Consider the following 21,424-nt stretch of genomic DNA (forward strand, 5'->3'; position numbering starts at 1 on the left):
TTTTTAATGCGTTAGCCCTGATACAAATCGCTTTGCATTTTACGGAATATCGTCAATTATCATTTAGACGACAAATCAGTATTACCTTGATTAATAACATCGTAAACACATTGGCTCAGGCATTGAGAATTAACTAAAAAAAACAATCATCATGAGCAAAAAAGAATTTAAAACCTTTGATATGCCTTGGGAAAAGGTATATGGCTATGTCCAGTCTGTTAAAAACGGTGATACGATCTGGATCTCAGGTCAGCTTGGACATGACAGCGATGGGCTACTTGTAGAGGGTATGGAAAATCAGTTTCGCCAAACCTATGCAAATATTAAAACTTTAATGGCGGAATATGATGCAACTAGCGATCATATCACCGAGGAAGTGATCTATGTGACTGACATGAAGACAGGTTTTGAGGCAAGAAAAATCACAGGAAAGGAATTCTACGGACAAGATTGCATCGTAGCGAGTACAATCATTGGAGTGACGGAGCTGGCTCTACCCGGACAAACAGTGGAAATCAAAATTGTGGCTAAAATTTAAGCAATGCATCACGACATCTGTCGATGAAAAATCGGATTTTTCATCGACAGATTTTTCATCGACAGATTTTGTATCTTACACTGAGTCTTATAATTTAACAAATTGTCGTTTTGAGCTCCCGAATATTTATAATCGAAACCTCTCGGAAATTCCTCCTTTAACTTAATTTGTACTATTAAAGACGGTTTTTAACGCCATTATGCCAATTTGTATGATCATCCACAGTTCCTCAATTGATCAAATAGATAATTATTTAATATATTAGTGTCAAAAAGCTTTATTACAACCACTTTTTGAATAGTACTAAAATTACCCACCGGGGAGATACCGAAAAGTATGAATTTTTTGTTACCTTAACGGGAGAACCGATTACAAAAGTCCATTGATCATTGGCAAACAAAAGTGAGCTGCCGCTTGGCTTTGGCGCCAAAAGTGGTCATATAAAATCTATGGCGCATTTTTTTAATATAAATTATTACTTTCGTTAAATCATTTGACCAAACGATGAAAAGTCTAACAAAAAAGCGTCAATTACTAAACTTAGGTAATGTTGACTTGAGAAAATATTATCATGGAATCATTATCAACCTATTCCTGTTGTTAGCAGTGATAATTACTACAAACTTGGAGCTGTTTTCTGAGTTTTCAATCTAATAACACCGATTATGTCGCACAGTCTAAGATGGTCTTATATTTTTAAGCACTGGATAGGTACTCTATTATTGGGTACTACACTTGTGAGCATATTCCCTGTATTTAACCCGTTAAATTCTTCCGGTATTGGTCAAACAATATTCTTTTCTATACTTTGGTTATGCTATAGCGCGATTTATTCTATTCCTACGTTGGTATGTTATATATTGGCATTCAGCTGGTTTAAGGACAATACACTCAACGTTAATTGGATCAAAATGACATTAATACTCGTTACACTGGCTGGAATTGCAATGACAGTGGCATTAACAGTGCGCTCAATGGAATCGGCGATATATTATTCGATCGCCGCAATAATTACTGGGATATTGTTTAAGATTGAGAAGGTATGAATTCAATTGCTACGTTAAGGAGAACATCTCATAAGATACTAACTAACTCCGTCCTTTGTCGGGTAATTGGAGCATTAATAATTCTCTTCAACATACTTATTACTTATGAAGATGTTTATATGCTCTATCAATACAATTTTTGCAAGGGCTGCTATTGGTACATGATGGAGTATGAATCTATATTGTATTTTCGAATCGTCATTGGCATTATTGGTATTCTATTAGGAACTATAGTGATAAGTCTAAAAATTAGATATTGGCTCATTATTTTGATTGTCTATATACTAATCTTTAACGCTCGATTTGAGGGGGAAAAAATTATTTATAGAGTCGAAGCCGGATCCGACAACAACTGACGTTTCCGTAAATGATCCTTCTAAAATAACCTCGAAAATTCATGATATATGTTCTTTATCATAGAAACTTCTAGTAAAGGCATTATATATTCTGCTCCAATAGTACAGAAATACTAGCAATATTTGTTCTGGAATAATCAGTCGAAATTTAAATGTTGATCTATCTATACTGAGATCTTAAAACAAAAGAGCTTCCCTCTAACCGGCAGAGGGAAGCAATTTGGCTAAACAGTTGGTCTAGCCAGCCGTAAAGTTAATGAGCAAAGTGCTCTTAAATTGAATTATAAATAATCCTATTGAATAATTTTACTAAAAAATTCTCGTTACACCCTCATTTTAAGTTACGGATATATGATTTGATATCTTTATACTGATTACTACTTAAGATTATCTTGCCATCTGAATTTAATAAAATGTAACTTGGGAAAGATGAAATGGAAAATTGGGATGTTAAACTATGATTCTCATCTAAATATTGTTCCCATGGATAGTTATGCTTATCCACATAGGATTGAACATCTAATGGATTTTTATCAATTGAAACACCTAGAATCCTAACATTTCGTCCCTTTAAAACTTGAAAATCTTTCATGATCTCTATATGATCACTCACACAGGGAGGGCAATTAACGAACCAAAAATCAATAAGGTAATAGTCCGTATCTTCACGCCGCTCAATCAGGCTACGTGCGCCTTTGAGATTGATTAGGGAAAGCTTATCGATATCAATATGTTTTAGGTTACGAATTTTACTGAGCTGTTCGAAATTACGAATATCAGGAGAACCTTTATAAGCCTTCTCATCGTTCTCGTATAAGGAATAGATCGCATCCACATATTCCCTATTGTTTTGAAAAGTAAATAAAAAGGCTCCAATAGCTTCTAATGCCAAGGGGTTAGCTATATTGGATTTTATATACTGCAGATAGTGCTCGGGGCCATTGGCTTCTCCATTCGAAACCATGTGTATAAACCTAGCCCTTTCATAATATAAGGGCGCATTAATTACGGTATCTACTACAAATTGTTCGGATTCAATTGCACCTCTTATAATTACAGGGCCCTGCGATAAACATATTTTGAAATTGCGATCTGCAATATAAAATGAATAGAAAGTCGGTTCTTTATTATCAAGATGAAAATATGAGGTGTCTTTAACCGGCTGGAATTTAGGTTCAAGGCCATACTCACTTACGCCGATTTCCTTATTCTTAAAGTCATCTGCATTCGTAATTATTAATGTAATGGATGTTTGACTCTGAACAATTTGAAACCGGATCAGCACCAAGATTAGGATGGTAAATAATGTTCTCATATCCTTATAATTGAGTTTAAGTAATTCATTTGTAACAGAATATCTAATCTCAGCAATATGATCGAAATCATATAACATCAGCGCATTTGAATATTCCATTTGGAAACTTGAAGAAATATCTCTCGCTCAAACTCTTTTTGCCTCTGTTTAGCGGCATTTTCTATTAATGAAATATCTGCTTCTTCTATTAACCATTTAGTTTTAGAATTCCCCCAATCTGAGAGAGGCAAAGTAAATCCAAAATTGATTAAAGAAATAAATTCGGCCTGTTTTCGGTCAATAAATATTGTTTGTAACTACTACTTTATTTAACTTCCTGATTAGTCTTATCAATTATAACTATTCATCTCCATAAATAAAAATAAACTAAATAACACTCTGTCAAATTATCAATATTATACAAGTATTGGTTAAATTATGGCTAATAAACACGCAACGATAATCCATTATCCGCATCGTACACAGAATTTTATAATTCAATAAGTTGCCGCTTTGAGTTCCGAAATATTTATAATCGAAACCTCTCGAAAATTCCTCTTTTAACTTAATTTGTCCTACAATAAACGACTTTTGACGTCAATATACCAGTTTGTATGATCATCCACAGTTCCTCAATTGATCAAATAGATAATTATTTAATATCTTAGCGTCAAAAAGCTTTATTACAACCGCTTTATGAATAGTACTACAATTACCCGCAACAATTCAAAATTTAGTTATTTTACACTTCTGCTTATGCTTTCTGTCGCTCATGTATCAGGGCAAACCGGAAAAACTTTTCCTCATTGTAACTGCACAGAAATTCGTACAGCAGACGCTTATAAAGTTATATCCAATAACGTAGTCTTAGAAGAACGTCACTTTATAGAAGGTAAACGAGATGGTGGTGTCTGGATCAGCCGGGATGCGAATGGGAATTTACTCAGAAAAGTAAACCACAAAAGGGGTAACTTAGACAATACCTATCAATCATTTTATAGGGCGTCTTCTTTTGATATCAGCAGCGATTATTTTTCGTTTATGGTTAGTACGAATAAAGAAGTAAACTGCATAGTGTGAAACCGAGCGAAGCTATACTGGAATTTTTAAGTGGCTCATGGCAACTTATGATTAATCTTTTGCTCAGATAGTGAATATTTAGTTTGGAAGCAGATTCAGATTTATTTTCAGCTATGCAAAAGACCTCAATTTAATACATAAACGATCAAATACGATGAGTTTGAAAACAACGTTATTTAAAGTGCTAAATTCCAAAATATTTCAAGGAATTTTGATAGCCAACATTTTCGCATTCCTAATCATTGGTATCCAGTCTTCATTGGCGCCTGAGGATACAGGTATACTTGTTTTTTCAGAGTTTGTGATTATTCCAATGTTAATGGGTATTATCACGGCTTGGTTTTTGAAAGACATGGAGATAAGGGGAAAACAAATAACGGGATATTCTATCCTGAATGGTCTTATCGCCATCTTAATGAGCTTTTTCTTCTTAGGTGAGGGCTTTATTTGTCTACTGATTGTTTCACCGCTTATTTTTGGCTTTATCATCTCAGGTGCCTTTATTGGAAGGGCTATGTTTAAAAAGAGAAATCAAAAATTGAATATAAGCATTGTAAGCCTTTTAGTTGGAATTTTCATTGTTGACTCCCTGAGCGACCATCATCACGAAAATATGGTTTCTGATGAGCTATTGATTCATGCAAGTCCGGAAGAGGTATGGAAACACGTGGTCGCCTTCGATCCAATATCCCAAAAGGAAAACTATTGGCTCTTTAAAATTGGGATGCCGAGCCCCATGGCCACAACGGTAAGTGAGCATAGACTGGGTGCAAACCGAAAATGTATTTTTAGCAATGGATATATCTTCGATGAGAAGATTGTAAAATTTGACATCAATAAAAACTTAATTTTTGATATCGTTGATCAACCCAAAGACCCTGAAATTATGGGACATATAGATATAAAAAGGGGCGAATTTATATTAAAGGACAATGGAAACGGTACCACTACTCTTATTGGGAACAGTTGGTATAAACTTCATGTCTTCCCTACTTGGTACTACGATCTATGGGCAGAAAGTATCACCAGAAATGTCCATTTTAGAGTAATGGAACATATTAAATTACTAAGCGAGAGATAGCCTATGTTTTCTTTTGTGGTAAAAAGAGTCGGTTTTTTAAAGGATATCCCTTTATTCGCCATTATATTTGATAGTCTCATGAGATTTTGGATGTTTTTAACGAAACCTGAATTACTGGACTGGATCGACGATCTGGAAGAAAATGTGACACGAATGCATGGAACTACGATTGGAATACATAAATATGGCGGGACTGAGTTTAATTATATGGGAAGAGAGTTTGCACATGTACATAGCAATGGCTTATTGGACATCTTATTAAATACAGAACTAAAAAATTCGTTAATGACTGAAGGAAAAATTAAGGACCATCATGTATTTAAAAATTCAGGGTGGATAAGCTTTTACCTTCAAAATAAACAAGACGTGGGCTACGCATGTTATCTCCTGCACAAGGCTTACGACCGCATCAAACAAAAGCAGGATTCTATGCAGCTCTCCCCTTTTGTATGCCGTCTACAATCTGGAGTGTAACTGCATCTATCCGTTTTGTAGGGTAGTCAGTTTCCAATTCCTGGATTACAGTTTCCGATTTAAGATAGGTTTCATTACAATATTTGAAATTTCCACCTAGATACGGTATTGGAATTTTAGTGTATTATTCAGGTCTATCGTCGAGGGCGAGGATTTATAAAGCAAAGCGATGGAGTATTTTGACGATATTACTGTTCTGATACCAATCGTTATATACCAATTCAAGTGATTCTATCTTCATTTCACCAAACTCGGCCGCTCTATAATCTTGCAATTTAGTACCAAACTTGTCCGGAGAACGCAGTTCCTTTCGAAAGCGTACTGAGGTCATATGTGCAGTAGCCAATCGATACCTCGAATCTATATGCTGTTGCAGAGCGGAGGAACTGAAATTACTCCTCAGCTTATCACGAAGTATTTCAAGCCCATCGCCCATCGGAAACCCCTGTATCAGCACGGCCTCCCGAGATGCTGTTATCCCTTTAAATTTCAGCTCGGTGCTGGGAATATCGTTGAGACTTTGTGAAATAATATCTTCGTAATCCTGGATTTGTATATCACTTAGATCAAAACCTTCATAACATGAAATGATTGAAAGTGCCGTCACATGTAGATCCGATGACGGCTGATAATACTGTACTCCGTCGATCTTCATCAATTCGTCCTGAAAAGCCCCAACATGGGCTTTAATCTCATCATTGGGTCGTATCAACAAGGTGAGACCACGACGTCGGTCTCTGTCATTATCTATCTGTTGGTCAATCTCTATCTCTCCCCTGCTAATCTGTCCGATAGACTGATTGAACATATTATCATAATGCTGTATAAGTTTCATGAATTTTTTACCAAAAACGGTTCCTTTACCTCGCTGTCCCAATCGTATAGGATTTACCTATAATATAGCATAAATTATCCGCGCTAATGTCTATGTGATGACGTCGGAGTAGTTGGTCGTTTAGATGTTGAATAACGCCTAATCACACGCTTCTTAAGCTCTCTTTCCAAGATGATACTCGAGCGAATTCCATTAAAATGTTTCGTACTCTTTTCCATAACACAAATGTTATCAAAATTGATTACATTTTCCCCAATTATTTTGATCGAAATCCCCTGACATAACTAGGCAGGATTTCCCAATAATTAGGAATGATACGAAGCAATGTAGCTTAGCGATCCACCAGCACTTTCACGGATTCCTCATTTTGATCGATAAAGTTAGTCTCCGTTTTAAATAACTGATACCATTTGCGAAATGTACCCATAAAAACAAGAAGCATCAATAGCATGGCCAATATGGCCAGTGATGCTAATAGCAGCTGCCCCTTGGGCAAATAAATATCCACCACCTGCAGATAGCCGGCCCAAAAGGTAATCCCAGCCATAAATACACCCGGTATGGCTGTAAATAAGGCATATTTCTTCCTATTCATCCGAATAAGCATTGTGGTACAGACAATAAGCCCACAGGCAGCCAAGAGCTGGTTGCTAATGCCAAATAGTGGCCAGATACTGCTTACATTTCCCGTAAAAACAAGATAGCCCCATGAAAAAGTGAAAATAGCACTGCATAGCCAAATGCCCGGTTTCCAATCTTTGTCTTTAAAGGCCGGAAAGATATTGCCCAACATTTCCTGCAAAAAGAATCGCCCCACCCGTGTCCCGGCATCAATAGCCGTAAGGATAAATACGGCTTCAAACATAATGGCGAAATTATACCAGTAAGCCATCACGTCGTCCATAAAGGGAACCTTATCAAATATATGTGCCATCCCCACAGCCAGGGAAACAGCTCCGCCGGTCCGCCCATGGAGATCAACTCCTATCCGATCTGAAAAATGTTGCAGATCCACGGCCTTTAATTCGGGATGTTGCGCCAGAAAATGGGCATAGTCACTGACTGGCGTATTGATCGCAAAATAATCCCCCGGTAGCAAGGTGCAGGCTGCAATCAAGGCCATTAGGGCGACAAATCCCTCCACCAGCATCGCACCATAGCCCACAAAAAGAATCTCTCTTTCGGTACCCAACATCTTGGGCGTCGTGCCCGTGGCAATAATCGCATGGAAACCCGAAATTGCACCGCAGGCAATCACAATAAAAATAAAGGGCAGCACGGGTCCGCCTATCACGGGTCCGCCGCCATGGATAAAACCGGTCAGAGCGGGCATCTGTATCGTCGGATGCACAAAGACAATGCCGACAGCCAACATCAGGATCGTGCCAATCTTGAGATAGGTAGAAAGGTAATCCCGAGGAACAAGAAGCAGCCAGATGGGTAACACCGATGCTAAAAATCCATAAACAGCAATCGCGATCGAAATGGTCTTGACATCCCAATCGAACAGGTTGTGAATGACTGGGATCTCCATCAAGCGATGGCCCGCAATAATGCCCACAATCAATAAAATCCCCCCCAATATGCTAGCCAAGGTAACTGATCCCGCTTTGTACCGCATCAAGAGTCCCATAAATATGGCAATCGGCATGGTCAGAATAATGGTAAATAAAGACCAAGGGGCCTCGTGCATAGCGCTGATACAGGCAAGAGAAAGACCAGCCAAGGTCAGGATAAGAATAAACAGAACAGCTATACCGGCTATACCGCCGACAACGGGACCGATTTCCTTCGACGCAATGGTTGCCAGGCTCTGCCCTTTGTGCCTGACCGACGCAAACAGGACAACCATATCGTGCACACCACCCCCCAGAACACAACCGATCAAAATCCAGAGCGCCCCCGGAAGGTAACCAAACTGGGCAGCCAGCACTGGACCGACCAAAGGCCCGGCAGCGGCAATGGCAGCAAAATGATGTCCAAACAAGACCTTACGGTCTGTCTTCACATAATCGTGGCCATCGGCAAACTCGACTGCCGGGGTAGTGATGGCATCATTGAGCCGGAGTACTTTCTGTGCCATAAAAACCCCGTAAAAACGGTAAGCGATCGCGAAGATTAAAATTGACGCAAAGACCAGCGTAAGCGCGTTCATATTATCTAAATCCATCCTATATCCAGATATAATTTTATTGCAATATATTATTTTTGTTCCAATACTTGCCCCGAATCCAGCAGTTGTTTTTTTAATAAGCCGTAATCCACGTGCTGCACAACCCCATCATTATCAAGTGCTAATATCGCTGCGGCACCTGCACTCTGCCCCAACACCATGAATACCGGCTCCATACGGATCGAACCAAAGGCAATATGCGAACTGGAGAGGCAGACCGGAACAAGTAAATTGCTGCATTCATTGCTTTTTGGGATAATCGATCCATAGGAAATGGCGTAAGGCGCTGGCACATGAACGCCGATATCGCCTTCGTTTTGAACAAAGCCTTCTTTGGTCACATAGCGTTGGACATTATGCGAATCCAGGGTATAGGAGCCCATACCGATCGGATCTTCCACCCTGCGCTTGCCCAGGATATTGTGTTCGGTTGTCACATATTGTCCCAGCATGCGCCGGGCTTCTCGTATATATAGTTGAGAAGGCCAATTGTCATTATCTTTAAATTCATCTTTTGCAAGTCCCCATTCGGCCATTTTTGATCTGATTGCTGTAGGCACCGAAGGATCATTAGCCATAAAATAATATAGGCCCTGCTGATAACGACGATGGGCTTCGATAATGGATTTTCGTTCCGCATAGCTCGCTTCGGGATAGCGATAGTTCATCCCGATAAAATCGGTACTGAACGGGCCGTGGTTATTGGCATCAGTCTTATGGTTGGGCACCAGATCAAATTTTTGAAAGGCTTCGTCCCAGCCTGCCCGGAATAAACGTTGCAGCAAGACATAGTGCTGCGGATCGTACCCCATTGGCTTCAAGAAGGGCTTCCGATTACGGACATCGTTAGTCAGGCACATGCGAAAGCAATAGGCCTGCAGCTTCTGATCTGCCGCTCCATATTGCCCGGGATCTTGCTCCGAAACGCCAAATACCAGACCGCTGCCCGGATCTCCTTCGTGCTTATAGGGGCTGATCTGCGCGATAAAGTGATGGCGATGCTGAAAGACCCCGGTCTGAACGCCGTTCCACTGCTCCCCGTAGGTCTGGTTGGCCTCCCGCCCGATCGTGTAACTTACTTTGGCAAGTGCCATCAGATCGCCCTCGTAGGTGGCATCAATAAATATCTTCGCCTCATAGATCTTTCCGTCTAAGGTTTTGATGGACTTGATCGTTGTGCCTTCTTTAGTGATGGCGCTTTCCTGCCGATCTAAATAGGCTCCACGGACGACATCAATCTGATGATCACGCACCCAGGAATCAAAAATGCGCTCGGCTACATGAGGTTCAAAAATCCACATCGTCCGATGCGCGCTGTCCATGGCAACAGTGCCCTGACCCCGATTGCCAAATGAAGCGCGGGATTGCCAATTCCAGCTCGATTCTTTAGCGTAATGGTTGTATACATCCTGATAGAATTTTTTGGCTAGGCCACCAATAACTGTTTTGTCGCCGGTATCCGTAAAACCAAGTCCACCTGAACTCAGCCCGCCTAAATGCTGATCTGGTGATAAGACGATAACCGATCTGCCGGACCGCTTCACTTGCAATGCAGCTGTGATGGCGGCCGGTGTACCGCCGTAAACCACAACATCTACCTCTTTCGTCGAATGCTGTGCCTCAACCAGCAGAAAAGCGAAGACAAGTACCAATATTACTCCTATTTTTATCTTTTGCATATGTATTTATTTTTGGTCTGAAACGGGAACCCACAAGACGGCATTTGCGGCCAATACGCCGCTTTCATCCGCCGACCTGATCTCAACATAGGGTGTGCGACTTCCCTTTTCAAACGCGTATTCGCCAAGCGCTACCCAGGTACTTGTGGTTTGTCCCAGAATATTGACTTCTTTAAAATTTATCGTTTTTTCGGTCCTCGTCTTCCCTGTATTAATAATAAATTTCCCGGTCGTGGTGCTTTCAGCAGTTTTTGGAAAATAGCTGTAGAGCATATATTTTCCGCCGGCAAAATCTTTGCCGGGAGTAAAACGGGCAACCGCTGTAGAGTCGCCGTCCACTTCCTGATAACTCATACCATAACCTTTTTTTGCGGATTTACGCCAAGTTCCTTTCAACATAACCTGCTCTTTATCGTCGACATGAATGATATAATCAGCCCTACGGCCATCCGCCTTCGGGTTGTCACGCAATGTTTTTTGCACGCGTTTTATATCAACATCCTGAACGGCAATTTTGTTGTCGATCGCTTCGCAGGCTGCCACGGCAGCGGACTGTCCCAGCACCATAAATACAGGCTCCATGCGAATGGAACCAAAGGCAATGTGGCTTGCCGACAGGCAGACAGGGACCAAAAGATTATTGATTTCTTCTTTTTTGGGAACGATAGCCCTGTAGGAAATCGGAAAGGGAGAAAATCCGCCAACCTCAACGTTACCTTCATTTTTGACCATGCCATTGACGATCACTCGGTCACAATTGTGCGAATCCATGGTATATGCGGCATAGCCTACCCCATCGGATACAACTTCTCGGCCCTGACAATGGTGTTGGGTCATGACGACATCGCCAATCATCCTTCTGGCTTCGCGGATATATAATTGTGGCGACCAATGCCCATTGTCAGGATATTCATCTTTGGGGTAACCCCATTTTTTGAATTCGCTTCGGATCGGCTCCGGCACCGAAGGATCGTTTGAAACAAAATATAACAGGCCCTTGGTGTAATCTTCATGAGCCTTGATAATCTCCTTCCGTTCAAAATAATCTGCCTCGGGATAGCGCCAGTTCATGCCTATCATATCGGTTGAAAATCCATTTCTGTTATTGATGTCAGTTTTCCCATTGGGCATCAGACTCCAGATAAATACGTCCTGGATGCTCTTCCAGGGTTGGATCTCTTTTTGCCGCTTTAAAAGTTCGTACTTGGATGCGTCATAATTCTCGGGCTGGGAAATGGCTATCCTATTTTCAGGAACATTGGTCAATGTAATCCGGTAGTTATAGGCTTGGACTTTGCTGTCTCCCGTTCCGTTTTCTTTCAAGGGCTCAGTATTAATCCCCCATAAAATGCCGCTATTGGCATCCCCTTTTATCTTATAGGGATCTACACCATCAGGAAACTGATGGCCATCCAGCAATTGCACGCCGTTGATGGTCTCGCCGTAGGTGCCATTTGACTCGCGGCCTACATGGTAGGATACACCAGCTTTGGCCATGAGGTCGCCCTCATAACTACAGTCCATAAATACTTTGGCCGTGACAGTTATATTTTTGCCGCCCCTGCTTTCACTTGGAAGCAGCGCTATGCTTTTGATCGATCGACTGTCTGTCTTTACGCCTGTCAAACGATACCCCATTAGTGTTTGCGTCCGGGAATGTGCCAGATAGCTCTTAAATATTGATTCGGCTATTTTGGGTTCAAAGATCCATTGCTCAAAACTACCGTAATGCTTACCCATTTTACGGTAAAAATCAAGGGCTAAGCCTGTCACGACGTATTTATTCCCGATATCTGTCTGCCCCAATCCGCCGGAACTAAGTCCGCCTAGCCTTGTCCCCGGGTCGATCACCAAGACGGATTTGCCGGTCTGTGAAGCAGTATAGGCAGCGATCACGCCAGCAGAAGTGGCTCCATAAATACATATATCTACTTGCTTATCGGTTTGCCCCTTGACGAGCTGCCAAAATATGGTCAAAAGCCCTATGGTCATTAAAAGTGTTTTTCTCATTATCTTAGGATTTAATAGCCTGGATTTTGCTCCAGATTTTTATTGGTTACAATTTCAATATTCGGGATCGGCCAAAGATAATTCTTGTTGGGATCGAACTTGCGGAGCTCGATAACACGCATATCTTTCTGATTGGCCACATTTTTATAATTCACGTAACTATCCGCATCGATCGTCGGCGCATCGGCGAGCAGACCTTTTGGAATGCGACCATAGAGGGTCGAATTCATAAATTTATCGGCCAGCTTCCAACGTCTCAAATCGACCAGGCGAAAGCCCTCATTGGCCAATTCATAAAGTCTTTCTTTTCGTACGATCTCGCGCAGTTCATCCTGTGTTTTACCGCTTGGGATTGCTGGCATATCGACGCTGGGGCGTTGCCTAATACTATTGATCGCATCATACACCGTCTGGTCTACTTTATTGCTCTCGATCATCGCCTCAGCGTAAATCAATAATACCTCAGCGTATCGACTCTGAATGATATTTAATTCCGACTCCATGGTAAAGTCCTTGTCCTTGATATCGACATATTTTTTCCAGCAATAGCCCGAAAAGCTTGCGTAAGCATTGATCGCATCCTCATTTTTAATCCGAGCAGGTAAAGATCTATTGTAAGAATAATTCCAACAAGATACACTATCCTTATGGGTTTCAAACTGAAAACCAAAAAATGTGGTACCGGGAAGTGCAATAGTATACCCTAGGCGCGGATCCCGATTGACGAAAGGGCTTTTAGGATCGTATTTTGCGGATTTATCGATGGCAATTCCATCGGTACACAGGTAGCTATCCACAATGGATTGGGATGGAATTTTATTGGAAGTGCCCTGGGCGTTGCGAGACAGAAATCCGCGTGTAGTACTGTGAGTCTTGGTTTTTTGTAAGCGTAAATATTGAAAAGCAAAGATAATCTCTTTGGATGCCTCTCCATCATATGTAAACAATTGGCCGAAGTCGGTGTGTAATGCATATACTTTCAGATCCATGATTTCTTTAGCAGAACGCGCTGCCTCTTCCCATAGCCCATTATTAAGTGCTGCCCGAGCCCGTATGGCCAAAGCTGCACCTTTGGTAGCGCGTCCTACATCTGCTGAGCCATAGTTCACCGGCAAGATAGCTGCCGCCTCAGCGAGCTCTTTGAGGATGAAGGCTGCGACTTCAGCCTTAGCTGTTTTAGGAACATTTGCATCTGCAAGGCTTAAACCGCTCGTTACTAAAGGCACTCCGCCAAAGTAATCAATGAGATATTGATAGACATAGGCCCGGATAAACTGTATCTCTGCCTTATAGCGCTGCTGAAGATTGACATCCATCTTCCCATCCAGCTTCTGGATATTGTCCAAAATGAAATTGCATTTGCCAATGACCTTATAGGAGTTGGTCCAGATATTCCGAATATAACCATTGTTACTATCGTGATCTCCCCTTCCTACTGCTTGTAGGTCAGAGGTATTACGATCCCAACCGATATCTGTGGCATCATCAAGTGTCAGATTGATGGGCATATCGTCCGTAGGGTGAAATGCCAAGGCACTGTACAAACCGTTGACCACCAACGTCAACTCATCCTGATTTTTGAAATAATTGTCGTCCGTAGGACCATCCAATGGAGATCTGTCCAGGTATTTTTCGCAGGCTCCCATCAAAAAGAGCGTAGCAATAGATGCAATATATAAAGCGAGTTTATTTAGAGTTTTCATAATCCAAAGTTTATAATGTAATATCCAGTCCAAAAGAATATACTTTGACCTGTGGGTAAAAATTGCCATAACCCACAGGTGCTTCGACGTCATATCCATCCCAAAACTTGTCTACGCTGAATAGGTTTGAGCCATTGACAAAAACCCGGAGCCTGTTGAGTCCGATGGACTTTAGTAGGTCTGCCTGAAACGTATAGCCGAGCTGTAAATTCTTCAGCCTAAGGTAGGCGGCATTTTTCATCCAAAACTGGGAGGATTGCTGGTTGTTGTTCTGCCCGAAAGCTAAGCGCGGATATTTGGCCGTGGTATTGTCAGGTGTCCATCGGTCTTTATTGTCCTCACGAATCGTACCACCAATTGCCCCGGTGGTTGTAAAAGGCTGGATACCGGCACCATAGAGGTAACCATCGGCTTTCCTCACACCTTGTAACAGAAAACTTAAGTCGAATCCTTTGAAGCTCAAATTGGAATTGAGCGAATAGGTATATCGTGGAATCGTACTACCGATGATGACCTTATCGGACTCATTGACTATACCATCGCCATTTTGATCGCGGTATTTGAGGTCACCCGGAGCCAAGGTACCAAACTGTGTGGCATGTGCTTTCACTTCATCGGCAGTCTGGAAAAAACCTTTCGAAAGATAGCCAAAGATGGAATTAATGGGATAGTCTTCGCGATTGACGGTCAAACCGGTCTGATTGATTCCCTGCATATCCAACACTTTGTTTTTGACATCAGAGAGGTTAACGGTAAAATTATATTTAAAGGCTTTGCCAGGATCACTCCGATAGCCCATGGAAAGTTCCCAACCTTTATTTTCGACTACTCCCGCATTTTGATACGGTTTGTTTAATCCAATAATCAGTGGGATATCCAATTGAAGTAATATGTCGCTGGTTTTCCGGTTGTATAGATCGGCCGTAATGGTCCAGCGCTTAAATAAGGTGAGATCAATACCGATGTTTTTTTCCTCGGTTGACTCCCAGGTAATGTTGGGATTTGACATATCATTTAGGGCTGCCGTATTGACGATACCATTGCCCAACGTGTATGATCCGAGGTTCAATGATGCCACCGCTGGATAAGTTCCAATATTCTGATTACCCAATTTCCCCCATGACGCCCTAATTTTCCCTTCTGTCAGCCAGCTTTTGGATGTGGACAGGAATTCCTCTTCGGAAAAACGCCATCCGGCTGATGCCGAAGGAAAAAATCCATAGCGCTTGCCTTTGGCAAACCTGGAGGAGCCATCATAGCGTGCGTTGAGTTCCAAAAGATAACGATCTTTGAATACATAATTGATACGGGAGAACAAGGATTGTAATGCCCACTCAGAAGCGCTTCCAGTAGCTGACTGATTCAGTGCAGACCCTGCATTGAGCACTTCATAGTCAGGGAGCACATAGCTGTCTCTAAATCCCTGGGTATAATCAATCTTATAATCTTCCCGCGAACCACCAACCAATGCCTTTAACTGATGTGGACCAAAATCCTTGTTGAGCGTCAAGGTGGCTCTCATATTATTAAAAAGTTCCTGGCTATTGTATTGGGTAAGTGCCGTGCGGACCGGAACTGAAAAGCTCGGCGTGCCGTTTGGGAAATACGACTGTACTGCTTTTCTGAAATTCTTGTTAACCTGAGTCGCATATTTCGGTGCATAATTGATCTCAGCAGTCAACCATTCTTTGGGTTTATAGATCAATGAGGCGTTGATACTGCCAAATGGACTTTTGTTGGTGGCAACACCGCCATCGGCTGCCGCCGAAACGGGATTATTTCCATTCCAGCCCAATCCCCATGTGCCGTTGGAATTTCTAAAGGATTGATTGGCCGGAATGCTGCTCATCCACTGAAAAAGCTCTTCGATGCTGGCCGCTGGTGAGATGACGATCGGATTGACGTATTGGAAATCAAATTTTAGGGCCAATTGATCTGAAAACTTAACATCCACGTTGTTGCGTATGGTATAGCGCTTAAACGAGCTATTCAGCGTCAAACCTTTTTGATCGAAATAACCGACAGAAGTCAGCATTTTCACCTTGTTTGTTCCGGAATTGACCGTTAGGAAATGGCTTTGCTGGAATCCATTTCCCTGCAATGACTCCTTTTGCCAATCTGTATTTGGATACTCATCCGAACTGCCGTTGCCTTGGTTGCGATATGCGGCAATGATATCTTCGGGATACAGCGGGCTTGCTCCAACATTTGTATAGGCTTCATTTGTCAGGAGCATATGATCCAAGGCATTAACAATCTTGGGCATATTAGTTGCCGACTGCCAGCCGAAATAATTATTGTACGCTATCGCAACTTTATCGGAACTCCCTCTTTTGGTTGTGACCAAGATAACACCATTGGCTGCCCTGGAGCCATAGATCGACGAGGATGCCGCATCTTTTAGTATCGAGATATTCTCGATCAAATTGGGATCTATATTATTGATGGAGCCTTCGATCCCATCTATGAGCACCAGCGGAGCTGCATTACCAAGTGTACCGATACCGCGAATACGGATATCGGCGCCGTCCGCCCCCGGCTTACCGGAACGCTGTGTAACGGTCACTCCCGAGGCCATGCCCTGAAGGGCCGAAGAGGTTTGCCCGGCGGGCCTGTTGTTCAGGTCATCGCCCGACACTGCGGATACTGCGCCCGTCAGATTGACTTTTTTCTGTGTCCCGTAACCGACGATGATAACTTCATCCATCATTCCAGTGTTTGATTTCAAGCGGATGAGCACGGTATTTTTGCTGGTTGCCGTTGCCACGAAATGCTTAACCGAATCGGTGTCGTATCCAAGATGGTGGGCATAGATTGTGTAATTTTCACCAGCAACGAGAGGGCTCAAAACAAACAATCCGTTGTTATCGGCCACAAAATGGAGTTTTTTGCTGGTCTTTTCATGGATAAGATCAATAGTAGCACCCGGCAATGTACTACCTTCGCTGTCCACTATTTTACCATTTACTTTCAGGTTAGATTGCGCAAATCCTACAGAAAAGTATGGAAATAGCAATCCCAAGAGCATTAATTTTATTAGAATATGCTTCATAATTGTTTACAGTTGGTTATTCTGATTTATATATTGGTTTATTTTTCGCGCTGGGTTGATTCTATCCTACTGTACGTCCTCCTTTCTTCCCGAATTACTAATGTTGACAATACCATTATTTACCTGGAATGTACAACCGTTCAATTGGCAGAAACTGGTCAAGAAATTGGTTAGCGATTCCTTACTATTTAAGCTTCCCGTAAATGAACTGTTGAGTAAGTCAGGACTCTCGCATATGACCGAGACGTCATAAAGGCTTTCGATTACTTTTAACAGCTGAACATTTTTGGTGTGGTTGAATTTGACGGACTGATTGCTCCACTCTACATTGGCGGTTAGATTTGGAATAAGTTTCTTTAACTCCTTATCCACGCGGGCGGGATGAGATTTTGTCAATTCGGGCTCAGAAAACTTAATCATCTGCTGTAGATTTAAGTTGACCAACACTTCCTCTTTTGGTTTGAGGTATATTAAGCTTCGGCTATCCCCGGTAAATGGTCCTACAGAGATTTTACCTTCCATTAATTTTATAAGCACATGATCGGCATCCTTGGGGTCTACGCTGAATATTGTCCCCAAGGCTGTAGTCAAATATCCTTTGTAATTGACTTGAAAAGGTGCGTTTTTGTTTTTGTGCACTTTATAAACAACACGCCCCTGCACCTGCTGTACATCACGTTGGCCCCGGCCATTATATTCGAATCTGATTTTTGCAAGTGGATATAGGATAACAGTGGTGCTATCAGGAAGCTTCGCGTAGACCGTATAAGCATTTTTATTTTCATACCAAGTGATTTGCTCTTGTGGTGAGGTGGAGAAATTTTTCAAAAAGAGAAACGACAGTACACAGAGCAGCACGGCAGCACAGGAAGCCCAGGTCCACGGGCTTATTCTCCGGATGAGCGCGGGCTTGGGTGGATCGATGGCATAGATATCATCGAGCACCTTCTGATGAACCATGTTTAAATCTGGTAAGGGAATCTGCTCCAACGCTTGTCCTTCATCCTTATCGAGTACCTCAGCGATCCACAATTCCAAAGTTGCAGTATCCATCTCAGCCATTTCGTTAAAAAACGACTCATAATACTGCGCATCCAGGCGATTGTGGATATACGCCAACAATTGATCTTTAAAGGCTTGCTCTTTCAAAATTTTCTATAATTAGTTCAATGCAGTGCTGTATTTGTTTCTCTATACGTCTGCCAGAGAGAATCACACTATTGCTTTTTTATTTTTTTTTATAACGTAAATAAAAAAGCCGCAAAAAAACTAATTATATATTCATCGCGGTAGTTTTTTTGAATATATTCTTTGATATCTTTGAGCGCACTCACCAATTGGTTGCTCACCGTAGAGACTGAAATACCCATCAAATCAGCTATTTCTTTATAACTTTTGTCTTCAAATTTGTTAAGCATCAGAATCTCCTTTCGTTTGGGGCTCAGGGAATCAATTGCTTTGGTCAGCATCTGCTGTTTATCTTTGAAAAACAGCTTTTCTTCGGTATGATAATATAATTCTATTGCTGAAGCCCATATTTCCAATTGAAGCGCCTTGTCTCTCTGTACTTTTCGAAAGAAATCCATGGCTAAATTATCCGAAATATGGTTGAGAAAGGAGACAAACCCTTTGGTAGGATCAATCCTTTCGCGATGAAGCCATATTTTGGTAAATACGTCCTGAAGAATTTCTTCAGCAACGCTTTGATCTTTGACCAGTCGGATCAATCTGATATAGATCTTGGGAGAATATTGGAAATAAATTTCATTAAATGAATTAAGGTCTCCATTTTTAAGTTTTTGCAGTGTAATAGTTTCTTTAGGAGATTTCATTTGGTAAATTCATATAATTGGTACGAACGATGAACTTAATATACAGATAAAATTACTAAATCAAAATCATTGGTAGCCTAAATAAAATTTTATATTGCTGACAAAATGATTTACATGAGATGATTTAATGAGGCTTTTATGATCCGTTTTTTAATCCTTTAATAGTCCAATACGGTCTACTGATTTTGAAATAGACCCGCTTGGTATCCCAATTGCTGGCGCTAGCTTTCATTTGATGAAAAAGGATGGACAGGAAAATATTGCTTCAATATCGGGTTCGCATATCAAGTTATCAAAAGATGCTGGCGATCCGGAAAAGAAAGTTGAAAAGTCGTTCGAGCTGACTCCCGAACTGAGGAAAGATGGTTTTCCGGTCGCTTCCACCACCTTCAGGGTCATTCTGATTCCACAAATTAAATTTTTGTTTGGACAATACTATCCCGATCTAAACCTTACTATTGACTTTAGCCTGATACATATCGGTCTTTCAAATGGTTATGTCTCGGCGGCTCCAACATTATATCCGGAAAAATATAAATCTACATTTAAATTGGTTTCAATACAAAAAGATGGAATTGCATTTGCTGATAGCGAAAAGCTGTTTAGTGTAAATACACAAACAGGTGTAGTTTCCGTAAAAAAAAGCGACAGCTTAAAAGCTGGTAGCTATAAGGTTACAATAAAGGCGCTGTCAACCACTGGCCTAGAATTTACGACTAACCTCACCTTAGCAATGTCTGAAGGGTGATAGAGATACCCAGGTTGCAGTAATAAAATAATTACTGTAACCCCTCTCTTAATTAGAATTTCAATACTTCGTTGGAGATAAACTCAGACAACTGTGGGGTTTGGAGAAGTTGTATTTCTCCGCTAGGCATTGGAATACTTCGCAGTGAAGGTTCTATTGAACTTCTCGATAATTTATTCTTTGGTTAATAAAAAGGCTAAATCCTGTTTTGCAAGAACGTGGCCTTTATTGACAATATTACTCTTGAGATAAAGAAAACATTGATTGCTATGATCGAGTTTGCCTACAATTACCTTGATAGATTTTATATCCAGTTCTCCGATTTCCGTCGGGTCTACTTTATCCGGATCTGCAATTAATTGTCCTTCTTTCTTAAATTCTTCGAATCGCCAAGCGTATCCCTTCCAAGGTCCTGCCACCAGCGTTGTCTGTTTGGCATCCTTAATGATTTGCCCTTCGTATTGCAAGCCTACACGATCGACCACGACCCTTTGATCTTTTAAATGAATTACGAGATATTTTAAATAATCTCCGAAGTCTTTAGGTTCGAAATGTAAACTGCTGTCCCTGCGGATGACCTTGAGCGCTATCGCTCCTACTTTGTCTATTTTTATAGATTGCGAAAACTGCATAAAAGCGGCATACTCCTCTTCGCTAATGCCTAGATTTTTGTGATATGGCATAGGCTCTCCGGGTTTTAATTCGTTCATTATTTTCTGAAACCAATCTTCATTGTCCTTGATGGCAAGTTTCATTTTCTCAACAATTGCAACCTGCGATGCATTCGGCCGGGGAGTTCCCAACACCGCTGCGGTATAGTTGCCTTCAGGAAGTAATCGGTCAACGAATTGAAGCGCAAGAGCATTACTATCAACACTAGATTGTTTTTGTGCAAAAACATTCGTAGAAAATATTAATGTCGCTAGTAGCGCAGACAAACGAAGACATCGGTATAGAAATATCATGCTAAAGGTATTTAATCGATGAATTTACGGTTTAATCCTGATAATCCCACATCTTCTGTGCCAAAGGTCCATCTTTAGCGACAAGGACAGAGCAACCCGGACAGGATCCCTCAGTAAGCTTTTCCAATCAATCTGGACGCTAGAAATTGCTTAGTCACTGCAGATCTATCCTTTGATTTTTCTGATATTTGCTTTTACAAATTGGCCTTGCAAATCGAATAGTAGACTATCACTACCCAGAATATCAATCCGGTAAGTATTATACTCTTTTTCAATGCACTGAATCAGGCTTGCAGGGTGATTTTTGATAATGTAAGATAGAATATTTCTTCTGATATCTTGGGCAGACAATGTTCCTTCCGCTCCTCTTATTAAATTCCAATTAGTCATATCACTCAAGTTTTAATTTTTAAATATTATGATAACCTAAGCTATATATCAATTTAGGAAAGAATTGGGAAAGCGTTTTTAGTTCTGAAATAGGATTAACAAATTCGAATATTTGTCTGGTTGTCATCATCGGTAAATACGAAGCATGCTAGATTATATTGAATAGAA

General features: G+C 41.2%; 16 protein-coding genes. 5 read left to right on the top strand and 11 right to left on the bottom strand.

The features are described 5' to 3' along the window. Positions 1-151: 151 nt before the first annotated feature. Positions 152-538, top strand: coding sequence for a Rid family hydrolase (locus B4G94_RS09220; protein ID WP_286858472.1), 387 nt, complete (start codon positions 152-154; stop codon positions 536-538). Between the two features lie 1,733 nt (positions 539-2,271). On the opposite strand, the gene B4G94_RS09225 is transcribed toward B4G94_RS09220, so the two are convergent. Then, positions 2,272-3,255 (bottom strand): TlpA family protein disulfide reductase, encoded by a 984-nt coding sequence (locus B4G94_RS09225; RefSeq protein ID WP_286858474.1) that lies wholly within the window; start codon positions 3,253-3,255, stop codon positions 2,272-2,274. 675 nt (positions 3,256-3,930) lie between these two features. On the opposite strand from B4G94_RS09225, the gene B4G94_RS09230 reads away from it, so the two are divergent. The 3 genes from B4G94_RS09230 to B4G94_RS09240 all read left to right on the top strand — a co-directional run bounded on the left by B4G94_RS09230 (position 3,931) and on the right by B4G94_RS09240 (position 5,869). Beyond that, a complete protein-coding gene (locus B4G94_RS09230) occupies positions 3,931-4,314 on the top strand; it encodes a hypothetical protein (protein ID WP_286858475.1) in 384 nt (127 codons plus the stop codon). Positions 4,315-4,468: 154 nt separating this feature from the next. Continuing rightward, positions 4,469-5,395: a hypothetical protein gene (locus B4G94_RS09235; RefSeq protein ID WP_286858476.1), complete on the top strand. Its 927-nt coding sequence runs from the start codon at positions 4,469-4,471 to the stop codon at positions 5,393-5,395. A 90-nt stretch (positions 5,396-5,485) separates the two neighbouring features. Beyond that, on the top strand, positions 5,486-5,869 hold the full coding sequence (locus B4G94_RS09240; RefSeq protein ID WP_286858478.1) for a luciferase family protein: 384 nt from the start codon (positions 5,486-5,488) through the stop codon (positions 5,867-5,869). A gap of 154 nt (positions 5,870-6,023) precedes the next feature. Here B4G94_RS09240 and B4G94_RS09245 read toward each other — a convergent pair whose 3' ends face one another. The 8 genes from B4G94_RS09245 to B4G94_RS09280 form a co-directional block, all read right to left on the bottom strand. Then, positions 6,024-6,704: a 2'-5' RNA ligase family protein gene (locus B4G94_RS09245; RefSeq protein ID WP_286858480.1), complete on the bottom strand. Its 681-nt coding sequence runs from the start codon at positions 6,702-6,704 to the stop codon at positions 6,024-6,026. A gap of 331 nt (positions 6,705-7,035) precedes the next feature. Next, positions 7,036-8,874 (bottom strand): carbon starvation CstA family protein, encoded by a 1,839-nt coding sequence (locus B4G94_RS09250; protein ID WP_286858482.1) that lies wholly within the window; start codon positions 8,872-8,874, stop codon positions 7,036-7,038. 32 nt (positions 8,875-8,906) lie between these two features. Further along, positions 8,907-10,556, bottom strand: a complete 1,650-nt coding sequence (locus tag B4G94_RS09255; RefSeq protein WP_286858483.1) for an FAD-dependent oxidoreductase — start codon at positions 10,554-10,556, stop codon at positions 8,907-8,909. A gap of 6 nt (positions 10,557-10,562) precedes the next feature. Beyond that, complete coding sequence (locus B4G94_RS09260) at positions 10,563-12,566, bottom strand: FAD-dependent oxidoreductase (protein WP_286858485.1); 2,004 nt, start codon at positions 12,564-12,566, stop codon at positions 10,563-10,565. 11 nt (positions 12,567-12,577) lie between these two features. Continuing rightward, complete coding sequence (locus B4G94_RS09265; RefSeq protein WP_286858486.1) at positions 12,578-14,269, bottom strand: RagB/SusD family nutrient uptake outer membrane protein; 1,692 nt, start codon at positions 14,267-14,269, stop codon at positions 12,578-12,580. A gap of 10 nt (positions 14,270-14,279) precedes the next feature. Then, complete coding sequence (locus tag B4G94_RS09270; RefSeq protein ID WP_286858487.1) at positions 14,280-17,321, bottom strand: SusC/RagA family TonB-linked outer membrane protein; 3,042 nt, start codon at positions 17,319-17,321, stop codon at positions 14,280-14,282. Positions 17,322-17,387: 66 nt separating this feature from the next. Further along, positions 17,388-18,470, bottom strand: a complete 1,083-nt coding sequence (locus B4G94_RS09275; RefSeq protein WP_286858488.1) for a FecR family protein — start codon at positions 18,468-18,470, stop codon at positions 17,388-17,390. A gap of 89 nt (positions 18,471-18,559) precedes the next feature. Continuing rightward, entirely contained in the window at positions 18,560-19,153 is a 594-nt protein-coding gene (locus B4G94_RS09280) for an RNA polymerase sigma factor (RefSeq protein WP_108633356.1), read from the bottom strand. A gap of 235 nt (positions 19,154-19,388) precedes the next feature. Between B4G94_RS09280 and B4G94_RS09285 the strand changes: the two genes are divergently transcribed. Then, the gene (locus tag B4G94_RS09285; protein ID WP_286858491.1) at positions 19,389-19,901 is read left to right on the top strand and encodes a hypothetical protein; all 513 of its coding nucleotides are present in this window, start codon (positions 19,389-19,391) and stop codon (positions 19,899-19,901) included. Positions 19,902-20,074: 173 nt separating this feature from the next. Here B4G94_RS09285 and B4G94_RS09290 read toward each other — a convergent pair whose 3' ends face one another. Further along, positions 20,075-20,866: a hypothetical protein gene (locus B4G94_RS09290; protein ID WP_286858493.1), complete on the bottom strand. Its 792-nt coding sequence runs from the start codon at positions 20,864-20,866 to the stop codon at positions 20,075-20,077. A 165-nt stretch (positions 20,867-21,031) separates the two neighbouring features. Beyond that, positions 21,032-21,256, bottom strand: a complete 225-nt coding sequence (locus tag B4G94_RS09295) for a hypothetical protein (RefSeq protein WP_108633353.1) — start codon at positions 21,254-21,256, stop codon at positions 21,032-21,034. Between the last annotated feature and the right edge of the window lie 168 nt (positions 21,257-21,424).

The sequence above is a fragment of the Sphingobacterium sp. UBA7625 genome (genome assembly GCF_002484085.1).
GTDB lineage: Bacteria > Bacteroidota > Bacteroidia > Sphingobacteriales > Sphingobacteriaceae > Sphingobacterium > Sphingobacterium athyrii.